19 protein-coding genes are annotated in these 18905 nt (G+C 46.0%); 11 read left to right on the top strand and 8 right to left on the bottom strand.

Features of this window, described 5'->3' with window-relative positions; translation table 11 throughout:
• Positions 1–105: 105 nt before the first annotated feature.
• The 6 genes from lptD (at position 106) to apaH (ending at position 6865) form a co-directional block, all read left to right on the top strand.
• Complete coding sequence (gene lptD / locus KIV40_RS02855; RefSeq protein WP_012126920.1) at positions 106–2451, top strand: LPS assembly protein LptD; 2346 nt, start codon at positions 106–108, stop codon at positions 2449–2451.
• 60 nt (positions 2452–2511) lie between these two features.
• Positions 2512–3795, top strand: a complete 1284-nt coding sequence (surA, locus tag KIV40_RS02850; protein WP_012126919.1) for a peptidylprolyl isomerase SurA — start codon at positions 2512–2514, stop codon at positions 3793–3795.
• Complete coding sequence (gene pdxA, locus KIV40_RS02845; protein ID WP_285347923.1) at positions 3785–4783, top strand: 4-hydroxythreonine-4-phosphate dehydrogenase PdxA; 999 nt, start codon at positions 3785–3787, stop codon at positions 4781–4783. Before surA ends, pdxA begins: the two co-directional genes overlap by 11 nt.
• A complete protein-coding gene (gene rsmA, locus KIV40_RS02840; protein WP_005528601.1) occupies positions 4780–5589 on the top strand; it encodes a 16S rRNA (adenine(1518)-N(6)/adenine(1519)-N(6))-dimethyltransferase RsmA in 810 nt (269 codons plus the stop codon). The genes pdxA and rsmA overlap by 4 nt, the downstream gene beginning before the upstream one ends.
• A gap of 76 nt (positions 5590–5665) precedes the next feature.
• Positions 5666–6046 carry a Co2+/Mg2+ efflux protein ApaG gene (gene apaG / locus KIV40_RS02835; protein ID WP_005430416.1) on the top strand — a complete coding sequence of 127 codons (381 nt, stop codon included), beginning with the start codon at positions 5666–5668 and terminating at the stop codon, positions 6044–6046.
• 12 nt (positions 6047–6058) lie between these two features.
• Positions 6059–6865: a bis(5'-nucleosyl)-tetraphosphatase (symmetrical) ApaH gene (apaH, locus tag KIV40_RS02830; protein WP_012126917.1), complete on the top strand. Its 807-nt coding sequence runs from the start codon at positions 6059–6061 to the stop codon at positions 6863–6865.
• A gap of 67 nt (positions 6866–6932) precedes the next feature.
• On the opposite strand, the gene folA is transcribed toward apaH, so the two are convergent.
• The 6 genes from folA to rplU form a co-directional block, all read right to left on the bottom strand.
• On the bottom strand, positions 6933–7412 hold the full coding sequence (folA, locus tag KIV40_RS02825) for a type 3 dihydrofolate reductase (protein WP_285347916.1): 480 nt from the start codon (positions 7410–7412) through the stop codon (positions 6933–6935).
• 9 nt (positions 7413–7421) lie between these two features.
• A complete protein-coding gene (locus tag KIV40_RS02820) occupies positions 7422–7895 on the bottom strand; it encodes a threonine/serine exporter family protein (RefSeq protein ID WP_005430446.1) in 474 nt (157 codons plus the stop codon).
• On the bottom strand, positions 7895–8695 hold the full coding sequence (locus tag KIV40_RS02815) for a threonine/serine exporter family protein (RefSeq protein ID WP_285347915.1): 801 nt from the start codon (positions 8693–8695) through the stop codon (positions 7895–7897). The genes KIV40_RS02820 and KIV40_RS02815 overlap by 1 nt, the downstream gene beginning before the upstream one ends.
• A gap of 116 nt (positions 8696–8811) precedes the next feature.
• A complete protein-coding gene (gene cgtA, locus KIV40_RS02810; protein WP_005430443.1) occupies positions 8812–9987 on the bottom strand; it encodes an Obg family GTPase CgtA in 1176 nt (391 codons plus the stop codon).
• 211 nt (positions 9988–10198) lie between these two features.
• Entirely contained in the window at positions 10199–10456 is a 258-nt protein-coding gene (rpmA, locus tag KIV40_RS02805) for a 50S ribosomal protein L27 (RefSeq protein ID WP_005383095.1), read from the bottom strand.
• Positions 10457–10476: 20 nt separating this feature from the next.
• The gene (gene rplU, locus KIV40_RS02800; protein WP_000271393.1) at positions 10477–10788 is read right to left on the bottom strand and encodes a 50S ribosomal protein L21; all 312 of its coding nucleotides are present in this window, start codon (positions 10786–10788) and stop codon (positions 10477–10479) included.
• Between the two features lie 257 nt (positions 10789–11045).
• Between rplU and ispB the strand changes: the two genes are divergently transcribed.
• Positions 11046–12017, top strand: coding sequence for an octaprenyl diphosphate synthase (gene ispB, locus KIV40_RS02795; protein WP_012126911.1), 972 nt, complete (start codon positions 11046–11048; stop codon positions 12015–12017).
• A gap of 85 nt (positions 12018–12102) precedes the next feature.
• On the opposite strand, the gene KIV40_RS02790 is transcribed toward ispB, so the two are convergent.
• Both KIV40_RS02790 and mdh read right to left on the bottom strand, forming a co-directional pair.
• A complete protein-coding gene (locus KIV40_RS02790; RefSeq protein ID WP_005430528.1) occupies positions 12103–12294 on the bottom strand; it encodes a hypothetical protein in 192 nt (63 codons plus the stop codon).
• A gap of 123 nt (positions 12295–12417) precedes the next feature.
• On the bottom strand, positions 12418–13353 hold the full coding sequence (gene mdh / locus KIV40_RS02785) for a malate dehydrogenase (RefSeq protein ID WP_012126909.1): 936 nt from the start codon (positions 13351–13353) through the stop codon (positions 12418–12420).
• 359 nt (positions 13354–13712) lie between these two features.
• On the opposite strand from mdh, the gene argR reads away from it, so the two are divergent.
• The 4 genes from argR (at position 13713) to KIV40_RS02765 (ending at position 18902) form a co-directional block, all read left to right on the top strand.
• On the top strand, positions 13713–14183 hold the full coding sequence (argR, locus tag KIV40_RS02780; protein WP_005430583.1) for a transcriptional regulator ArgR: 471 nt from the start codon (positions 13713–13715) through the stop codon (positions 14181–14183).
• 383 nt (positions 14184–14566) lie between these two features.
• Positions 14567–15535 carry a TAXI family TRAP transporter solute-binding subunit gene (locus tag KIV40_RS02775; RefSeq protein ID WP_005430525.1) on the top strand — a complete coding sequence of 323 codons (969 nt, stop codon included), beginning with the start codon at positions 14567–14569 and terminating at the stop codon, positions 15533–15535.
• A 305-nt stretch (positions 15536–15840) separates the two neighbouring features.
• Positions 15841–18420, top strand: coding sequence for a TRAP transporter permease (locus KIV40_RS02770; RefSeq protein WP_041853249.1), 2580 nt, complete (start codon positions 15841–15843; stop codon positions 18418–18420).
• 44 nt (positions 18421–18464) lie between these two features.
• Positions 18465–18902, top strand: a complete 438-nt coding sequence (locus tag KIV40_RS02765; protein WP_005430588.1) for a universal stress protein — start codon at positions 18465–18467, stop codon at positions 18900–18902.
• Positions 18903–18905 lie beyond the last annotated feature (3 nt).

Genomic DNA, 18905 nt, shown 5'->3' with positions numbered 1-18905 from the left:
GCTCTGGGATAATTGCAAACTATAGTTGATTCATTTGGCTATAACGCGAGGGTACAACAAGCCCTATAGCCATCGAGTAGCAGTGACACAGGAAAGTTCAATTCAATGCAACATTTCTCCCGCACATGTTTAGCGGCCTCTATCAGCACCGCCTTGTTTGTACCCACCACTCAAGCTGAAGCGAATATCAATGATAGTGTGCAGGAAATGCCCACCACAGATCAATGTTTGGTCGAAACAAGTGGTGAGGAGGACGCGCTTAACTCTGAAGTCGTCGTACAAGCAGACCGCTTACAAGCCATCAATGGCGACAAAGCTCAGTACTCTGGCAACGTTGAAGTAACGCAAGGCCCGAAGAAAATCACCGCGGATAGCGTAACACTTCACCAGCAAGACAACGTGGTTGTGGCCGAAGGTAACGTTACCTTCAACGATGGTAAAGTGAAAGCACGCTCTGACCGTGTGACCAACGACATCAACCAAGATACCTTCTCACTCGAAAACACCGATTATCAGTTCCTTTGCCAACAAGGTCGAGGTACAGCGGCATACATCGCACGTACTGGTCAGTCAGTGTATGAGCTAGAAGATGGTTCGATCACCTCTTGTCCTCAGGGTGATAACGCTTGGCGATTAGTTGCATCGGGCATCGATGTCGACCAAGACGAAGAGACAGCAACCCTGCACCACCCACGTTTCGAAATATTGGATGTGCCAGTTTTCTACGTACCGTATATGACCATGCCAATTGGCGACACACGTAAAACGGGTTTCCTATTCCCGTCTATGTCGTATGGCTCGAGTGATGGTATGGAGGTCGAGCTTCCATTTTACTGGAATATCGCGCCACAGTACGACATGACGATTACACCTATGTACATGCAAAAGCGTGGTAATAAGCTGGATACTGATTTCCGCTACCTAACCGATGGTTGGGGTGACGGTGAGATCAAAGGCGAATACATGGGCAGCGACAAAAAGTACGATGACGAGTCGCGCTGGGGTTACCAATTTAAGCACGACGGTATTATCAACAAGCAATGGGTGGTCAGCCTTGATTACTCCAAAGTGAGTGATATCGACTACTTCCGAGATCTAGATTCTGACATTGGTAACCGTGAAGATGGCCAACTGCTCCAAGAAGGTGAAGTGAAATATCGCTCAAACTTCTGGGATGCATCATTACGTGTCCGTGACTTCCAAATCCTACTAGAGGAAGACAACCAACCATACCGTCTTCTGCCTGAACTTGAGTTGAACTACTACACGCCACTGTGGGGTAACTACGTAAACTTCGATGTGAAGAGCCAACTTAGCCGCTTCGATACCGATGATACTGCGAAGCCAGATGCAACCCGTGTTCACGTCGAGCCAGGCATTACTATTCCTCTATCGAACTCTTGGGCAACTTGGACTACAGAAGCTCGCGTCTTGTCGACATACTACTCGCAAGACATAGAAGGACTGACTGATCCAGACCTACGTAATACACTGGATGAAAACGTGTCACGTGTCATTCCAGAATTCCGTACCCATGCGCGTATGTACCTCGAGCGTGATACAAGTTGGATTGAAGGCTATACCCAAACACTTGAGCCACAGTTGCAATACTTGTATGTGCCGGATGAAGACCAGAGCAACATCTACAACTACGACACCACCTTGCTGCAAACCGACTACTACGGTCTATTCCGCAGCCGTAAATACAGTGGTATCGACAAGATCGCTTCTGCAAACCAGTTAAGCTACGGTGCAAGTACTCGTTTCTTCGATGATGATTACAAAGAGCGATTGAACGTTTCGTTTGGTCAGATCTACTACTTCGACAAGAAGACCAAGCTCAGCAATAACCCAAGCATGCCTGATGAAACGTCAAACTACTCGTCATGGGCAATTGAAACCGATTTCAACTACAACGATTACCTGTTCTACCACGGTGGTCTCCAGTACGACATCGACTTGAGCTCAATGCAACTAGCAAACAGCACCTTGGAATACCAATTTAACGGCGGTTTTATTCAAGGTAACTACCGCTACGTAACGCGTGAGTACATCGAAGATACGATCATTGTCGAAAACCTAGATACGATCACTCGTAAAGGCATTTCACAAGCGGGTATCGTAGCGGCATACGAGTTCAACCCGAGCTGGTCTGCAAGCGGTCAGTACTACTACGACCTAAATGAAAATATTGATATGGAATGGCTAGCCAGCTTGCGCTACCAATCAGATTGTTGGTACTTCGGTCTAACCTACTCAAACCAACTATTGGGCTGGGATGAAAAAGCGATCGGTAGCGATGGTTCATCACCGAAATACGAAAATAACATCAGTGTTAACTTCGGTATTCAGGGTTTTGCAACCAACCAACGTGCAGATACCGCCGCGAAAGAACTTGATGGCTCAGACAATGCGATCAAATACGGCCGACCATTCTATTTGAACAATTAATCAAATTAAGCGTCTTACCTATAACAAGACGCTTAATCACTATTACTGACGGAATTTTTAATGAAAATTTGGAAATCACTCTTATTCACCGCCCTACTTTCTTGTGGTGTAACAGCAGCGCCAGTAGAGCTTGATAAGGTTGCAGTCATCGTAAACGATGGTGTGATTCTGCAAAGCGACATCGATACCGCGATGAAAACGCTTCAAGCAAACGCTCGCCAAAGTGGCAAGAGTCTACCTTCAGCAAGCGTGCTGAAAGACCAAGTGGTAGAAAAGCTTATTATCGACACGCTTCAAGGCCAAGAAGCTGAGCGTATCGGTGTACGTATCGATGACAACCGCCTCAATCAAGCGATTGCAGAGATTGCTCGCAACAACAACCAAAGCGTGGAACAGTTGGCAGCCTCTGTACAAGCAGAAGGTCTAAGCTACTCTGAATTCCGCGAACAGATTCGTAAAGAAATTGCCGCTTCTGAAGCGCGTAATGCACTGGTTCGTCGTCGTATCAACATTCTTCCTGCTGAGGTAGATAGCCTTGCAGACCAATTGGCGAAAGAAACTAACGCAACCGTTCAGTACAAGATTGGCCATATCCAACTTCGTTTCTCTGACGACAAAGACAAGTCAGAAGTCGAAGCAGAAGCCAATGCATTGGTTAAGAAACTCAAAGACGGTGCAGATTTCTCTGAAATGGCGTACACCTACTCAAAAGGCCCGAAAGCACTACAAGGTGGTGATTGGGGTTGGATGCGTAAAGAAGAAATGCCGACCATCTTTGCTGACCAAATCAAGATGCAAAACAAAGGCAGTATCATTGGCCCATTCCGCAGTGGCATCGGTTTCCACATCCTAAAAATTGAAGATGTGAAAGGTCTTGAAACCGTAGCGGTCACAGAGGTAAATGCTCGCCATATCCTTATCAAACCAACCGTTATCTTAAGTGACGATGGCGCGAAGAAAGAACTAAACGAGTTCATCCGCCGTATCAAAGCAGGTGAAGCGACCTTCGGCCAATTGGCAACGCAATACAGCCAAGACCCAGGTTCAGCCGCTCAAAATGGTGAACTGGGTTACCAAACACCTGACTTATACGTACCAGAATTTAAACACCAAGTAGAAACACTACCAGTAGGCTCAATCAGTGCACCGTTCAAAACCGTACACGGTTGGCACATTGTTGAAGTACTAGACCGCCGTCAAGTTGACCGCACAGACTCAGCAATGAAGAACAAAGCTTACCGCATTCTATTTAACCGTAAGTTTAATGAAGAAGCTGGCGCATGGATGCAAGAGCTACGCGCAAGCGCATTCGTTGAAATCGTGGATGACAATGATGGCAACTAATTCGATTCGTAGAATCGTCGTGACCTCAGGGGAACCTGCGGGCATCGGCCCTGATTTGGTGCTGGCCTTATCTAAGGAAGACTGGGCGCACCAAATCGTCGTATGTGCAGACAAAAATGTATTGGCAGAAAGAGCCAATCAACTTGGCATAAACGTTCAACTGTTTGATTACAATCCAGAAGAAGCACCCAAAGCGCAACAAGCTGGCACCCTAATCGTAGACCACATCGAAATCGCAGAGACTGCGGTGGCAGGTCAACTTAATGAAGCCAACGGCCACTACGTATTAAAAACGCTAGAAAGAGCCGCTTTGGGCTGTATGAATGATGAATTTGATGCTATTGTCACCGGCCCTGTACATAAGGGGGTGATAAATCGCTCAGGTGTAGCGTTCAGTGGACATACTGAATTCTTCGCCGAGAAGTCCAACACACCGTTGGTCGTGATGATGCTAGCCACTGAAGGCCTGCGAGTTGCTCTAGTAACAACGCATATCCCTTTGGCTTACGTATCTAAAGCCGTCACGGAAGAGCGATTAGAAAAAATCATCGATATTCTTCATAAAGATCTTGTAGAAAAATTTGCCATCTCGCAGCCAAACATCTATGTTTGCGGGCTAAATCCACATGCGGGAGAAGATGGCTGTTTGGGTCGCGAAGAGATCGAGACCATCACTCCGACATTGGAAAAGATTCGACAAGAAAAAGGAATCAATCTGTTCGGCCCATTGCCGGCAGACACCATTTTCAATGAAAAGTATTTAAACGATGCTGATGCTGTTTTAGGTATGTACCACGATCAAGTGTTGCCAGTATTAAAATACAAAGGCTTTGGTCGTTCAGTAAACATTACGCTTGGTCTACCATTTATAAGAACCTCGGTGGATCACGGTACTGCATTAGAGCTGGCAGGGACAGGTCAAGCGGATACAGGGAGCTTCCGAACAGCGCTCACGCATGCGATAGAATTGGTAGAGAAGAAACAATGAGAAATGATGTCCATTTAGGACACAAAGCGCGTAAACGTTTTGGTCAAAACTTCCTGAACGATCCATACATTATTGACGGTATCGTATCAGCAATTAACCCAAGACCAGGTCAGAACCTTGTTGAGATCGGCCCGGGCCTTGGTGCAATTACCGAACCTGTTGGCCGCGAAGTCGATAAGTTCACGGTTATCGAGTTAGACCGAGATCTAGCAGAGCGTCTACGCAACCACCCAGAATTGGCTGACAAGCTTACAATTCATGAAGGCGATGCAATGCGCTTTGACTTCACTCAGTTGGTGAAGCCAAACAACAAGCTACGTATCTTCGGTAACTTGCCATACAACATCTCTACACCATTGATGTTCCACTTATTTGAATTCCATAAAGACATTCAAGACATGCACTTTATGCTTCAAAAAGAAGTGGTAAATCGTTTGGCAGCAGGTCCTGGTAGCAAAGCTTACGGCCGTCTAACGGTTATGGCTCAATACTACTGTAAAGTTGTGCCTGTACTAGAAGTACCACCAACGGCGTTTGTTCCGCCACCAAAAGTAGACTCTGCTGTTGTTCGTCTTGTGCCTTACGAAGAGCTGCCACATCCTGCAAAAGATTTGCGTTTGCTGGAGCGAGTATGTCGTGAAGGCTTTAACCAACGCCGTAAAACAGTACGTAACTGTTACAAAGCACTGATCAGTGCAGAAGTGTTGGAAGAGCTTGGTGTAAACCCAAGCATGCGTCCAGAGAACCTGACGCTACAACAATTCGTCGCCATGGCGAACTGGCTCGCGGATAACCCGCAGCACTAAGAACTCAAACGATAAGCCAAACCCCTGCCGGTTTGGCTTATTATTATTGGGATATTACGTTTCTCGAGGAGTGCACATGGACGTCATTCAACCCTGCATCAAAATTCAAGTTCATACCAAATACATTGAAGAACAGTCCAACCCTGAACTGCAACGCTACGTTTTTGCTTACGTCATTACGATAAAAAACCTCAGCCAACAAACCGTGCAATTAATCAGCCGACGCTGGTTGATTACCGATTCCAATGGCAAGCAAATGACCGTAGAAGGCGAAGGTGTCGTCGGTCAGCAACCTTTTATTTCCGGTAGCGACGAATACACCTACAGTAGTGGCACCGCACTTGAGACGCCGGTTGGAGTAATGCAAGGACACTACATTCTGCTGGATGAAAAGGGCAATGAATTTATCACCGAGATCGACCCGTTCCGTTTGGCGATACCAAACGTGTTAAATTAATCAGGAGACTCAGTGGCTACCTATATTGTTGGTGATATCCAAGGCTGTTTTGATGAACTACAACAACTGCTAGAGCAAGTCAATTTTTCTGCGTCACATGACCAACTTTGGTTGGCTGGCGACCTTGTCGCTCGAGGGCCTAAGTCTTTAGAGACATTGCGCTTTGTTAAGTCTCTTGGTGACAGCGCAAAAGTCGTTTTGGGTAACCATGACTTGCACCTAATGGCCGTTTCTCAAGGGCTAAAAAAGGTCAAAGACAAGGATAAGACCGCGCCAATCTTCTCTGCTCCAGACAAAAAAGAACTGCTGACTTGGCTATCACAACAACCACTGTTGGCAGAACACGATGACTTTGTCATGTGTCATGCAGGCATCTCTCCACTATGGGATCTTGATACTGCTAGAAACTGTGCACGTGAAGTGGAAGCGATCATTCGAAGTAAACAATTGCCTTGGCTGCTAGAAAACATGTACAGCAACCAGCCTGATCTCTGGGATGAATCCCTTTCAGGACTCGACCGCTATCGCTACACCATCAATACATTTACTCGGATGCGTTTTTGCTTCCCTGATGGTCGCTTGGATATGGATTGCAAACTACCACCGCAAGAGGTCTCGGAAGATGAGCTCGTGCCGTGGTTCAAACTGCCGCAACGTGTTCCTTTAGAAAAAGCGGTGTTGTTTGGCCACTGGGCTGCACTGCAAGGTCATATAGATGAAAACATCATTGGTCTTGATACTGGCTGCGTTTGGGGAGGCTCGCTCACTATGATTCGTTGGGAAGACAAGCAAGTTTTCACTCAACAAGCACTCAGTTAACAGCCCCGATTGCCTGACTAGAAAACAAAAAGCACCGCATTTGCGGTGCTTTTCTCATTCTATTCGATTACTTTTCTAGAACGGTAAAACGCATGTTGTAAGCGTTTTTCTCATCCGCTTGATACGCTTCAGAGTATGTTTCCTTAAACTCATTCCCCCAATCAGGGAACTGAGTATCGCCCTCAATTTCGGCTTCAATATGCGTGACATACAGTTTGTTAGCCATCGGTAAACACGCAGCATAAATCGCTCCACCACCAATGATCATCACTTCTTCCAATTCACCAGCAATCTCAAGCGCTTGCTCGATCGACGTAACGGTCGTGACACCTTCAATGGAAAGTGAAGCATCACGGCTGATGACAATATTCAAACGGCCAGGTAAAGGACGTCCGATTGATTCATAAGTTTTACGTCCCATCACAACAGGCTTACCCATTGTACAGCGCTTAAACCATGCAAAATCTGCCGGAAGATGCCAAGGCATCTGGTTGTCTTTACCGATGATTCGGTTGTCTGCCATCGCGGCAATCATGCTGATGATCATACTGTGTCCTTAAACTATTGGTCGACGGCGATAGAATAGCAGCCCCGGAACCGCCAAGCCAACGGCTAAGCCTGCAATAATAAACATCGCTTTAAGAAAGTTTTCCATACACGTCGCAATAAGTTCAGGTGAGTAACCCAAATGGTTTATCTCCACCATGGCAATCATGGCCTTGTATGCGAATACTCCCGGTACCATAGGGATTAAAGCAGCCACAGTGAAGACTTTTGGGTGGGCAAGAAAACGATGAGACCAGTGAACACCGATTAAACCTACTAACGTCGCCGCAAAAAACGTTGCCCACTCAATTGGCAAGCCGAAGTGCATCATTAAATAGCGGCTGCCGTGACCAATCGCACCGCCTATCGCGCAGTACTTCAGCGCCTTCTGTGGCACATTAAACACCATTGCAAAACCAACGGCAGGAATAGCGGCAAAGAACATATCGTTTAAGAGCCCTAAGGCCAAATCAAACACACTCATTAGCTTATCCATCCCCAGATACCGGTGACTTCCATCGCCGCTACAATGCCAAGGCAAGTTGCGAGAGTAAGCAAACTCGCCATAGTGAATCGTGCAATGCCCATGTTGATATGGCCTTTCAGCATATCTGCGACCGAGTTAATCAATGGAAAACCAGGAACCAGCATTAATACTGAGGATGCCATCGCAACGGTTGGCAAGTTACCAATGTCAAAAATCACCGCTTGAGCAGAGATTAGTGTGGTCACAAACGCCGTGATAGCGAAGTTGAGAAGAGGATTAAAGTGGCGATGGCCAATTTCTTGTCGAACGATCATACCGCCAGCAGAAGCAAGAAACGTCATGACAAACACACCTAAGTCTCCACCAGCCAGATGACTGAAAGCCGCACAAGAAAGACCGATCATGAACACCACCAACCAACGGTTATAGCGCTCAGGGCTAATGGTGTTGAGTTTCTTCTGCGCCATTCTCACATCGAGCAAGCCGCGCTCCATCATGATACAAATGCGTTGGATCTGGGTGATCACTCGCATGTTGATCCCGCGATCGGCGCAACTTCTGGTTGTTGTAATGCAGTGATCGTCTTTGACTGTCGTGACCACCAAAGCATTCGTAGATAATGCCACTGCCACTTCGCTGACACCACAGGCAATACCGATGCGCTGCATGATGTCACTCACAAGCGTGCTCTCTGCCCCGTGGGCTAATAGCATTTGCCCAGCTTGGGCAACAAGCCGAGAAATGGCCCTTTGGTTGGATGCCGTCGTTGCACAAGACGGTATAACTTCCGATGTCATAAATACTTCCTAAGTCCGTTAAGCTCATTATTGTGCCGCAAATCACATCGTCTAAACATGATTTAGATACAAAAAAAGCCGCAATAAATATTGCGGCTTAATGAATTAGCTAGCGATTAGTCGCGGACGTAAACAACGTGACCGTCGTCTTCTTCATCGTCCCAATCATCCCAATCGTCGTCATCTTCTTCAGTGATAACGTCTTTGCCAGCGATCGCGTCTTTATGGTAGTCATCCCACATGAAGTTCACTTTATCTTCTTCAGCAACTTCTTCCTCTTCACGAGGTAGGTTTTCCATAAAGTCAGCTAACTTGTAGCAAAGCTCTTTTGTACCGTTACGGTTGATCGCCGAGATCTTAAAGTACTCGTCTTCCCAACCTAGCGCATCCAAGATCTCTTGGATCTTTTCATTCGCTTCTTCTTCTGGCATCAGATCCGTTTTGTTGAAGACTAGCCAACGAGGTTTGCCTGCTAGTTTTTCACTGTACTGCTCCAGTTCATCAATGATGGTTAGGGCATTTTGAATTGGATCTGACTGATCGATAGGCATGATATCAATCATGTGAAGCAATACGCGGCAACGCTCTAGGTGCTTAAGAAAGCGAATACCTAGACCAGCACCGTCAGCTGCGCCTTCGATGAGACCAGGAATGTCTGCAACCACAAAGCTCTTCTCAGGAACCACACTCACCACACCCAAGCTTGGGATTAACGTAGTAAATGGGTAATCTGCTACTTTTGGTTTTGCTGCTGATACTGCGCGGATAAAGGTTGATTTACCTGCGTTAGGTAGACCAAGCATACCAACATCAGCCAATAGCAATAGCTCTAGACGGATTTCACGGATTTCACCTTTAGTACCCAGCGTTCTCTGACGAGGAGCGCGGTTTACTGAAGATTTAAAACGCGTGTTACCAAGACCGTGCCAGCCGCCTTTAGCGACCATCACTTTCTTACCGTGTTCTGCTACTTCTGCAACGATTTCATTGGTATGGATATCAACTGCGCGAGTACCTACTGGCACGCGAAGTGTGATGTCTTTACCACGTTTACCAGTACAGTTACCGCCGCGACCGTTTTCACCGCGTTCTGCTTCGTAAAAGCGTTGGAAACGGTAATCGATCAGGGTATTTAGGTTTTCATCGGCTTGGATGTATACATCACCACCATCACCACCGTCGCCACCATCTGGGCCACCTTTAGTGATGAATTTTTCACGCCAGAAACTTACAACGCCGCTACCGCCGTCACCAGCCTGAACTTTTACTACCGCTTCATCTACGAACTTCATCTTTTACTCCGACTACTTCGTGCGTGGATTAAATCTGACTTGTCATCAAACAATTTTAGCAGATGACAGATCTAAGCTCCCAGATACCCACCGATCGGGGTCAGGACGAGAAACTTCGATATGTCGACTGCTACAAATAAAAAACCCCGCCGAATCGGCAGGGCTTTTGAATTCAGCTTTAAAGCTTTGGTAATTAACCTAAAAGGTAAAATTACTCAGCTTCGATGCTTACAAACTTACGGTTCTTAGGACCTTTAACCTCGAACTTCACTTTACCTTCAGTAAGAGCGAATAGAGTGTGGTCTTTACCGATACCTACGTTGTTACCAGCGTGGAACTTAGTACCACGTTGACGAACGATGATGTTACCTGCAAGAACAGATTCACCACCGAAACGCTTAACACCTAGACGTTTGCTTTCTGAATCGCGGCCGTTACGAGTAGAACCACCAGCTTTTTTGTGTGCCATTGTTAAACTCTCCTAATAGATTAAGCGTTGATACCAGTGATCTTCACTTCAGTGAACCACTGACGGTGACCCTGTTGCTTACGAGAGTGCTTACGACGACGGAACTTAACGATTTTAACTTTATCGCCACGACCGTGTTGTACAACTTCAGCAACAACTTTGCCGCCCTCTACAAGAGGAGCACCAACTTTGATGTCTTCGCCGTTAGCAACAAGAAGAACTTTATCAAATTCTACAGTTGCACCAGTTTCAACGTCTAATTTCTCTAAACGAAGAGTTTGACCTTCGCTTACACGGTGTTGTTTACCACCAGATTGGAAAACAGCGTACATATTTTACTCCGCTTTTTCCGCACAGCCTTTTCATGAGGGTGTGCGCTAAACTAATCATCAATAGGGCGCAGATTCTACAGAAGAGATGCCCCTATGACAAGCCATATTTTGAAAAAATTGGCGAAAAGCTAATCGCCAAAGAAAAGTGCGGCAATCATGCCCTTTAGTAATGTATTAATCAACGTTTTTTAGTGTATTATTCGACAATTATATAAATCGAATAAGCCTTGCAGGGTCTAACTTCAGCCGGATATACGATGGATTTTAAAACTATCCAAGCGCTTACTGCCGATGACATGGCAAAAGTGAATGAAACAATTCAAGCCCAACTAAATTCTGATGTCTCTTTAATCAACCAGCTCGGTTTCTATATCGTAAGTGGTGGAGGCAAACGCTTAAGACCACTTCTGGCGATATTGTCAGCACGTGCTCTTGGTTACCAAGGTAACGGCCATACTATGGCGGCGGCGTTTATCGAGTTCATCCATACAGCCACTCTGCTGCACGATGATGTAGTTGATGAGTCAGACATGCGTCGTGGTAAAGCGACGGCGAACGCTGCATTTGGTAATGCGGCGAGCGTATTAGTTGGGGACTTTATTTACACTCGCTCATTCCAAATGATGACTGAGCTAGGATCAATGAAGATCCTTAAACTAATGAGTGATGCAGTAAATGTGATCGCAGAAGGTGAAGTTCAGCAGTTAATGAACTGCAATGATCCTGACACCACTGAAGAAAGCTACATGCAGGTCATCTACTCGAAAACGGCTCGTCTGTTTGAGTCGGCAACGCAAATTGGTGCGATCTTAAATGACGCACCAGAAAACGTAGAAGTTGCGCTGCAAAACTACGGTAAATATCTGGGTACCGCATTCCAACTTATCGATGACGTTATGGACTATACGTCTGACGGTGAAGACATGGGTAAGAATGTTGGCGACGACCTAGCAGAAGGCAAACCAACGCTCCCTCTTTTGCATGCGATGCGTAATACAACACCAGAGAACACAGCGATGATTCGTGAAGCAATCGAGAAAGCCAACGGCATGGATCGATTAGAAGACATCTTAGCAGTCATGCAAGAAGCTGGTTCTCTTGAGTACACGACACAAAAAGCACTAGAAGAAGCTGATAAAGCGATTGCTGAGCTGTCTGTACTGCCTGAATCCGATTATAAGCAAGCATTGGTTACTCTCGCTCACATGGCCGTGAAGCGAACTAGCTAAGGCTGAATAGAAAGACCCTAAAGTAAAAAGGAAGAGCTGAGCTCTTCCTTTTTGTTATCTGTGGTTTGTTGGATGGGTGTTAGACCTAGTAGTACTGATCACAATTACCATGTAGTTGAGGGTTGTCTTCGATCTCGTCAAAGCTTACCGCCAATTGCTCTTCCGAGCCCTGCTTAGCCAACAATACCGTTTCTGCTTCTTGGTCAACCACTAAGATAGTTCCTACCCCTTGCTGACACTCTACAACCATACCTTTACGGATTCGACTCGCTTCCATCATCTTCTCCTTCACAAAGTGGCCTGATACTGACTCTGTTACGCACATTGGGATGAAAGGATCAAAAAAGCCGATCGTACGATCGGCTTTCTTCTTTTATATGGCTTCTACAGAGGAAGAAGCTTACTTGGCAAACTCAACACCAATGTTAATGTCGCCATTTAGCGTTTCTAACATACCGTCAAGCGCAGACTTTTCGTAGTCGCTCAATGCGCCGTAGCTTAGTACTTCTTCTACGCCGTCTTTACCTAGCTTCACAGGTTGTGCGAAGTATGATGCATGCTCGCTGTCGCCTTCAACGTAAGCACACTCAACCACGCCTTCTTCACCTTGAAGAGCGCGAACTAGCGCTAGACCAAAGCGACACGCCGCCTGACCCATAGATAGAGTTGCGCTACCGCCACCCGCTTTCGCTTCTACAACTTCTGTACCTGCGTTCTGGATACGCTTCGTTAGCGCTTCCACTTCTTCAGCAGTAAACTCAACGCCTTCAACTTGAGAAAGCAGAGGAAGAATGGTTACCCCAGAGTGGCCACCGATCACAGGAACGCGAACGTCACCTGGATCTTTGTCTTTCAGCTCTGCGACGAATGTTTCTGAACGGATAACGTCTAGTGTTGTTACACCGAACAGTTTGCGTTTATCGTAAACGCCCGCTTTTTTCAGAACTTCAGCAGCGATTGGCACTGTCGTGTTAACTGGGTTAGTGATGATACCTACACATGCTGTAGGACACACAACGGCGATCTTTTCTGCTAGCGATTTAACGATACCAGCATTTACATTGAACAGATCCGCACGATCCATACCAGGCTTACGAGCTACACCAGCAGAGATCAGTACTACGTCTGCACCTTCAAGTGCAGGCGTTGGATCTTCACCAGCGTAACCTTTGATAGAAACCGGAGTTGGGATATGGCTAAGATCAGCAGCCACACCAGGAGTTACTGGAGCAATATCGTATAGGGCTAAATCAGAACCTGCAGGAAGGCGGTTCTTAAGTAGAAGGGCCAGGGCTTGACCGATGCCACCTGCGGCACCAATAACGGCTACTTTCATGTAGTTCTCCTTGAGAGTATTTCTCTTATAAACGTATTCGTCGGGTATTTTGTAACCAGCTGAAACAAAGCTATCGGAATCACAACTTGATTACAATCAATTAACGTCAGCTTTGCGACCTCGCGCAACTCAGTGTTACCGTGCTACAAACAGAGCGCTGATTATTCGGTTATTCTGTTGAAATGACAAGAAATTCAGTGCAATAAATAGGTCAGTATTTTTACACATAAAGAACCCTGTCCTGTATAGGGTTTACAGTGATGGAATTAACATATTACCGTGACTTTTTGGCACTGCATGAATATATATGCGAGAATATGCAAAATTTCTGACCCTTGAATAAGAGAATCATAACGACTATGCGCAATTCAGAAAAACAAGATAACTTAGTTCGCGCTTTTAAAGCCTTATTAAAAGAAGAGAGCTTCGGTTCACAGGGCGAGATCGTAGATGCACTAAAACAACAAGGTTTTGAAAGCATCAACCAATCTAAAGTCTCCCGTATGCTGACAAAGTTTGGTGCGGTTCGTACACGTAATGCAAAAATGGAGATGGTTTACTGTCTACCAGCAGAATTAGGTGTACCTACAGTGAGTAGCTCTCTACGTGAGTTGGTCTTAGATATCGACCATAATGCAGCATTAGTAGTCATCCACACTGGCCCTGGTGCAGCTCAATTGATTGCCCGCCTACTGGATTCTTTGGGTAAATCTGAGGGTATTCTTGGCGTAGTAGCAGGCGATGACACCATCTTCATTACCCCAACAATGCCAGTTTCTACAGAACAATTGTTCAAGTCAGTGTGTGAACTTTTCGAATACACAGGCTAAGTAACTGTTTGTGGGCTATGAAATTCGTTGAGTTTTGTAGCCCATGAAAAATGTAAATTTTTTGATTTCTCAGGCTATTTTTTTACCCGCCACTTTTGTGATTAACATCACGCTATTGATTTTTTAATACTCCTATCAAAACCAATCATAAGTATTTGTTCTGGAAAGAATTACACATCAAATTCATCTCCGACACTTTTCGCAGGATTTAGACTTATTCGCTATAAGTTTTAACAATCGGATAATTTTCTGCCAATTTTTTGTTATGATTCGCTCGCTTTTTCAAACGATTGGATTGGAAAAGATGCCGTTTCCGAATAGGAAACTCCTGAAATAATTTAAGGTTATTTCCGGGTTAATAATGAATATAAGGAAGGAAATTCATGGCATTTAACAAACTTCTAAAAGTAGGCGCTATCGCTGCAGCAGTTATGGGCGCAGGCGCAGTTAACGCTCAAGAGTTTATTACTATCGGTACTGGCTCTGTTACAGGTGTTTACTACCCTACTGGTGGTGCTATTTGTAAATTGGTAAACAAAGGTCGTAAAGATCACAACATTCGTTGTTCAGTAGAATCGACTGGCGGCTCAATTTACAACGTCAACACTATCCGTGCTGGCGAGCTAGACTTTGGTATCGTGCAATCGGATTGGCAATACCATGGCTATAACGGTACGAGCAAGTTTGCTGAACAAGGCCCGTACAAAAAGCTACGTGCAATGTTCTCTCTTCATACAGAACCTTTTAACATTATCGCACGTGCAGATTCTGGTATCGAAAACGTTCAAGACCTTAAAGGTAAACGTGTCAACATCGGTAACCCAGGCTCTGGTGACCGCGCGACAATGGGTGTAGTGATGGATGCAATGGGCTGGACAAACGACAGCTTCAAACTGGCATCTGAGCTAAAAGGCTCTGAGCGTTCACAAGCACTATGTGACAACAAGATCGATGCATTCATCTACATGGTTGGTCACCCGAACGGTTCAATCAAAGAAGCAACAACCTCTTGTGATGCAAAACTTGTCCCAGCGACAGGCGCAGAAATCGAAAAGATCGTTGCTAACAACCCTTACTACGCATTCAGCACAGTACCTGCTGGCATGTACCGTGGTACAGATAAAGACGTAAACAGCTTCGGTGTTGCGGCGACAATGGTAACGACCTCTGATGTTTCAGATGACGTCGCTTACAATGTTGCAAAAGCAGTATTCGAAAACTTCGACACATTCAAACGTCTACACCCTGCATTTGCAAACCTGAAGAAAGAAGACATGGTGAAAGCTGGCCTTTCTATCCCTCTTCACCCAGGTGCGGAAAAATACTACAAAGAAGTAGGTCTGCTTAAGTAAGCAACTACTGACTTCAAGCTCGGGCAGAAAAGGATGGTTTTCTGCTTGATTAAGTATGCTGGTAACGATCGTTTGCCAGCATGCTTTGTTCAACTTGCATAATGCAATCTGCCGATTTCTTTCAGAAGTCGCGCTCACACCTAAAAAAAGAAACCGCACATTTCCTTTGCCCACAAATCAATGGGTTACAGATTTGTAGCGATTCACTCGAAAGCAAACTTCGCTCTATTCACTACACTGTTATAGCGAAGCGGGGTTCTCGATACACAATACAGACAGGACCATCAATAATAAGGAAAAAGTACATGGCGACGAACAACACTCCGTCACAAGATGTGCAAGAAATGGTGGCTCAGGCAGACACAGGTGCGCGTAGCCCAATGGGCTTGCAAGGTAGAATCTTATGGTTCGTACCACTGTGCTGGTCGCTATTTCAATTATGGTATGCCTCTCCGCTACCATTTATTTTTAATTTTGGCGTACTCAACGATACTGAAGCGCGAGCAATTCATTTAACTTTTGCCACTTTCCTCGCTTTCACTGCTTATCCAGCAATGAAGAACTCTCCGCGTGACCATATCCCATTAATCGACTGGGCATTGGCATTAGCGGGGAGCTTTGCTGCAGCTTATATTTATATTTTCTATACCGAACTGGCCGGGCGCTCTGGTGCACCGACAACCGTTGACATCGTAGTCTCAGTAACGGGTATGGCTCTATTGCTTGAAGCAACGCGTCGTGCACTGGGTCCACCGTTGATGGTCGTTGCCGCAGTATTTCTGACCTACACCTTTGCCGGTCCATATATGCCAGATGTTATTGCTCATAAAGGTGCAAGCTTAAACAAAGCAATGTCACACTTATGGCTAACCACAGAGGGTGTATTTGGTGTTGCACTTGGCGTATCGACTTCGTTTGTATTCTTGTTCGTACTTTTCGGTGCAATGCTAGAACGCGCGGGCGCAGGTGCTTACTTCATTAAAGTAGCCTTCTCACTGCTTGGTCACATGAAGGGCGGTCCTGCAAAAGCGGCTGTCGTTGCATCCGGCCTATCTGGTCTGGTTTCGGGCTCATCCATCGCAAACGTAGTAACCACAGGTACATTTACGATTCCGCTGATGAAGCGAGTAGGCTTCCCGGGAACAAAGGCAGGTGCGGTTGAAGTTGCTGCGTCGACGAATGGCCAGCTAACGCCGCCTATCATGGGCGCTGCGGCCTTCCTAATGGTTGAATATGTTGGTATCTCTTACGTTGAGGTAATCAAAGCAGCCCTACTTCCTGCACTTATTTCCTACATCGCTCTGATTTACATCGTTCACCTTGAAGCATGTAAAGCAGGCATGACCGGCCTTCCTCGTCGCCACAACCCAACCATGCTACAAAGCCTATTGTCATTTACTGGCACTATCCTTGGCTTGTGCGTCATCAGCGCCTTGGTTTACTACGGTGTGGGTTGGACTAAAGACGTATTTGGCGATGCTGCAACAACCATCGTAACCATCGCCCTACTAATTGCTTACGTCGGTCTGGTGAAGATTTCAGCGAATCACGTGAAAGACGGCGCAATTGAAATTGATGCAGAACTCACAGAGGTTCCAGATCCAGGCCCAACGATTAAATCTGGTCTGCACTATCTGCTACCAATCGTTGTGCTGGTTTGGTGTTTGACTGTAGAACGCTTCTCACCGGGTCTGTCAGCATTCTGGGCAACCGTGTTCATGATCTTTATCTTGCTAACGCAGCGCCCACTGATTGCTTTGCTATCAAAACAAGGTGACTTGGTTGAGCAGACCAAAGACGGTTTTGTTGATCTCGCAGAGAGTTTGGTATCTGGTGCGCGCAACATGATCGGTATCGGCGTGGCAACCGCTGCAGCAGGTACGGTAGTTGGTGTGGTCACCTTGACTGGTATCGGCTTGGTTATGACAGACTTCGTCGAGTTCATCTCTGGCGGTAGCATCATCCTTATGTTGCTGTTTACGGCAGTAATCAGCTTGATCCTGGGTATGGGTCTGCCAACGACGGCAAACTATATCGTGGTATCAACGCTAATGGCACCGGTTATCGTAACTCTGGGTGCGGCTCATGGCCTGATCATCCCACTGATTGCGGTGCACTTATTTGTGTTCTATTTCGGTATCCTTGCAGATGATACGCCTCCTGTAGGTTTAGCTGCCTTTGCCGCTGCCGCAATTGCTAAGTCAGATCCAATTCGTACGGGTATTCAAGGCTTTACCTACGATATTCGAACCGCAATTCTGCCATTCATGTTCGTCTTCAACACTCAACTCTTATTGATGGGCATTGATTCATGGTGGCATCTAGCGTTAACCGTGATCTCTTCCATTATTGCGATGTTGATCTTCTCCGCGGCAACACAAGGTTGGTGGTTCACTCGTAACAAGTGGTGGGAAACGATCCTACTATTAGTATTAACCTTCTCGTTCTTCCGCCCTGGTTTTTGGTGGGACATGCTCTACCCAGCGAAAGTTCTTTCCCCTGGTGTTGAGATAGCTCAAATCACAGAAGGGTTAAATGTAGGAGAATCCATAGAGTTACGTGTCGCTGGAGAAAACCTTGAAGGTGACTACGTTGAAAAAACGGTACGTCTTCCGTTCGAAGATAAAGCGGTAACCGCTGAAGAACGACTTTCTTCAATGGGCCTAATGCTGACCGAGAACGACGGTAAAATGATCGTAGACATGGTTGAATTTGGCAGCCCGGCAGAATCTTCAGGAATCGACTTCGATTGGGAGATCAAATGGGTAGTTCAAGATGCTGAACGACCAATGAAAGAATGGGTATTTGTGCCTTGTTTGATGATTTTGCTGGTACTTGCCCTGAACCAAAAACGTCGTGCTCGTAAGGAACAGCTGAGCGCATAACCGATTTGGCCCCGAGGATAAGGGGCCTTAATGAGAGACATTGAATGTACAAACAAATTCTTGTTCCGGTTGATCTAAATGACCAAGGCTTTTCTGACCGTGCCGTTGAATTAGCAGTATGGCAGGCAAAGCAAGCCAATGCTGAAGTTCACTTGCTTACTGTCTTACCTGGTATTCATATGTCGATGGTCGCGACTTACTTCCCGAAAGACGCGGCGGCAAAAATGAAGCAAGATGTGAAGCAACAGCTCAAAGCCTTTGCAGACCAACATATCGATGATGAAGTCATTTACAAAGTCCACGTGGCAGAAGGCAAAGCGTATGCAACCATCCTTGATTACGCTGAACGCTTAGGTGCTGACCTTATCATTATGCCAAGCCACAAACGCTCAAAGATCAACAAAGTGATGCTGGGCTCTGTAGCAAGCAAAGTCGTTGAGAACTCACCAATCAACGTTATGGTAGTGAAGCCTCAAGGCTAATAC

Source organism: Vibrio sp. D173a (genome assembly GCF_030248475.1).
The sequence above is the reverse complement of the archived record's forward strand: the minus strand, read 5'-3'. Positions and strand labels throughout refer to the sequence as shown.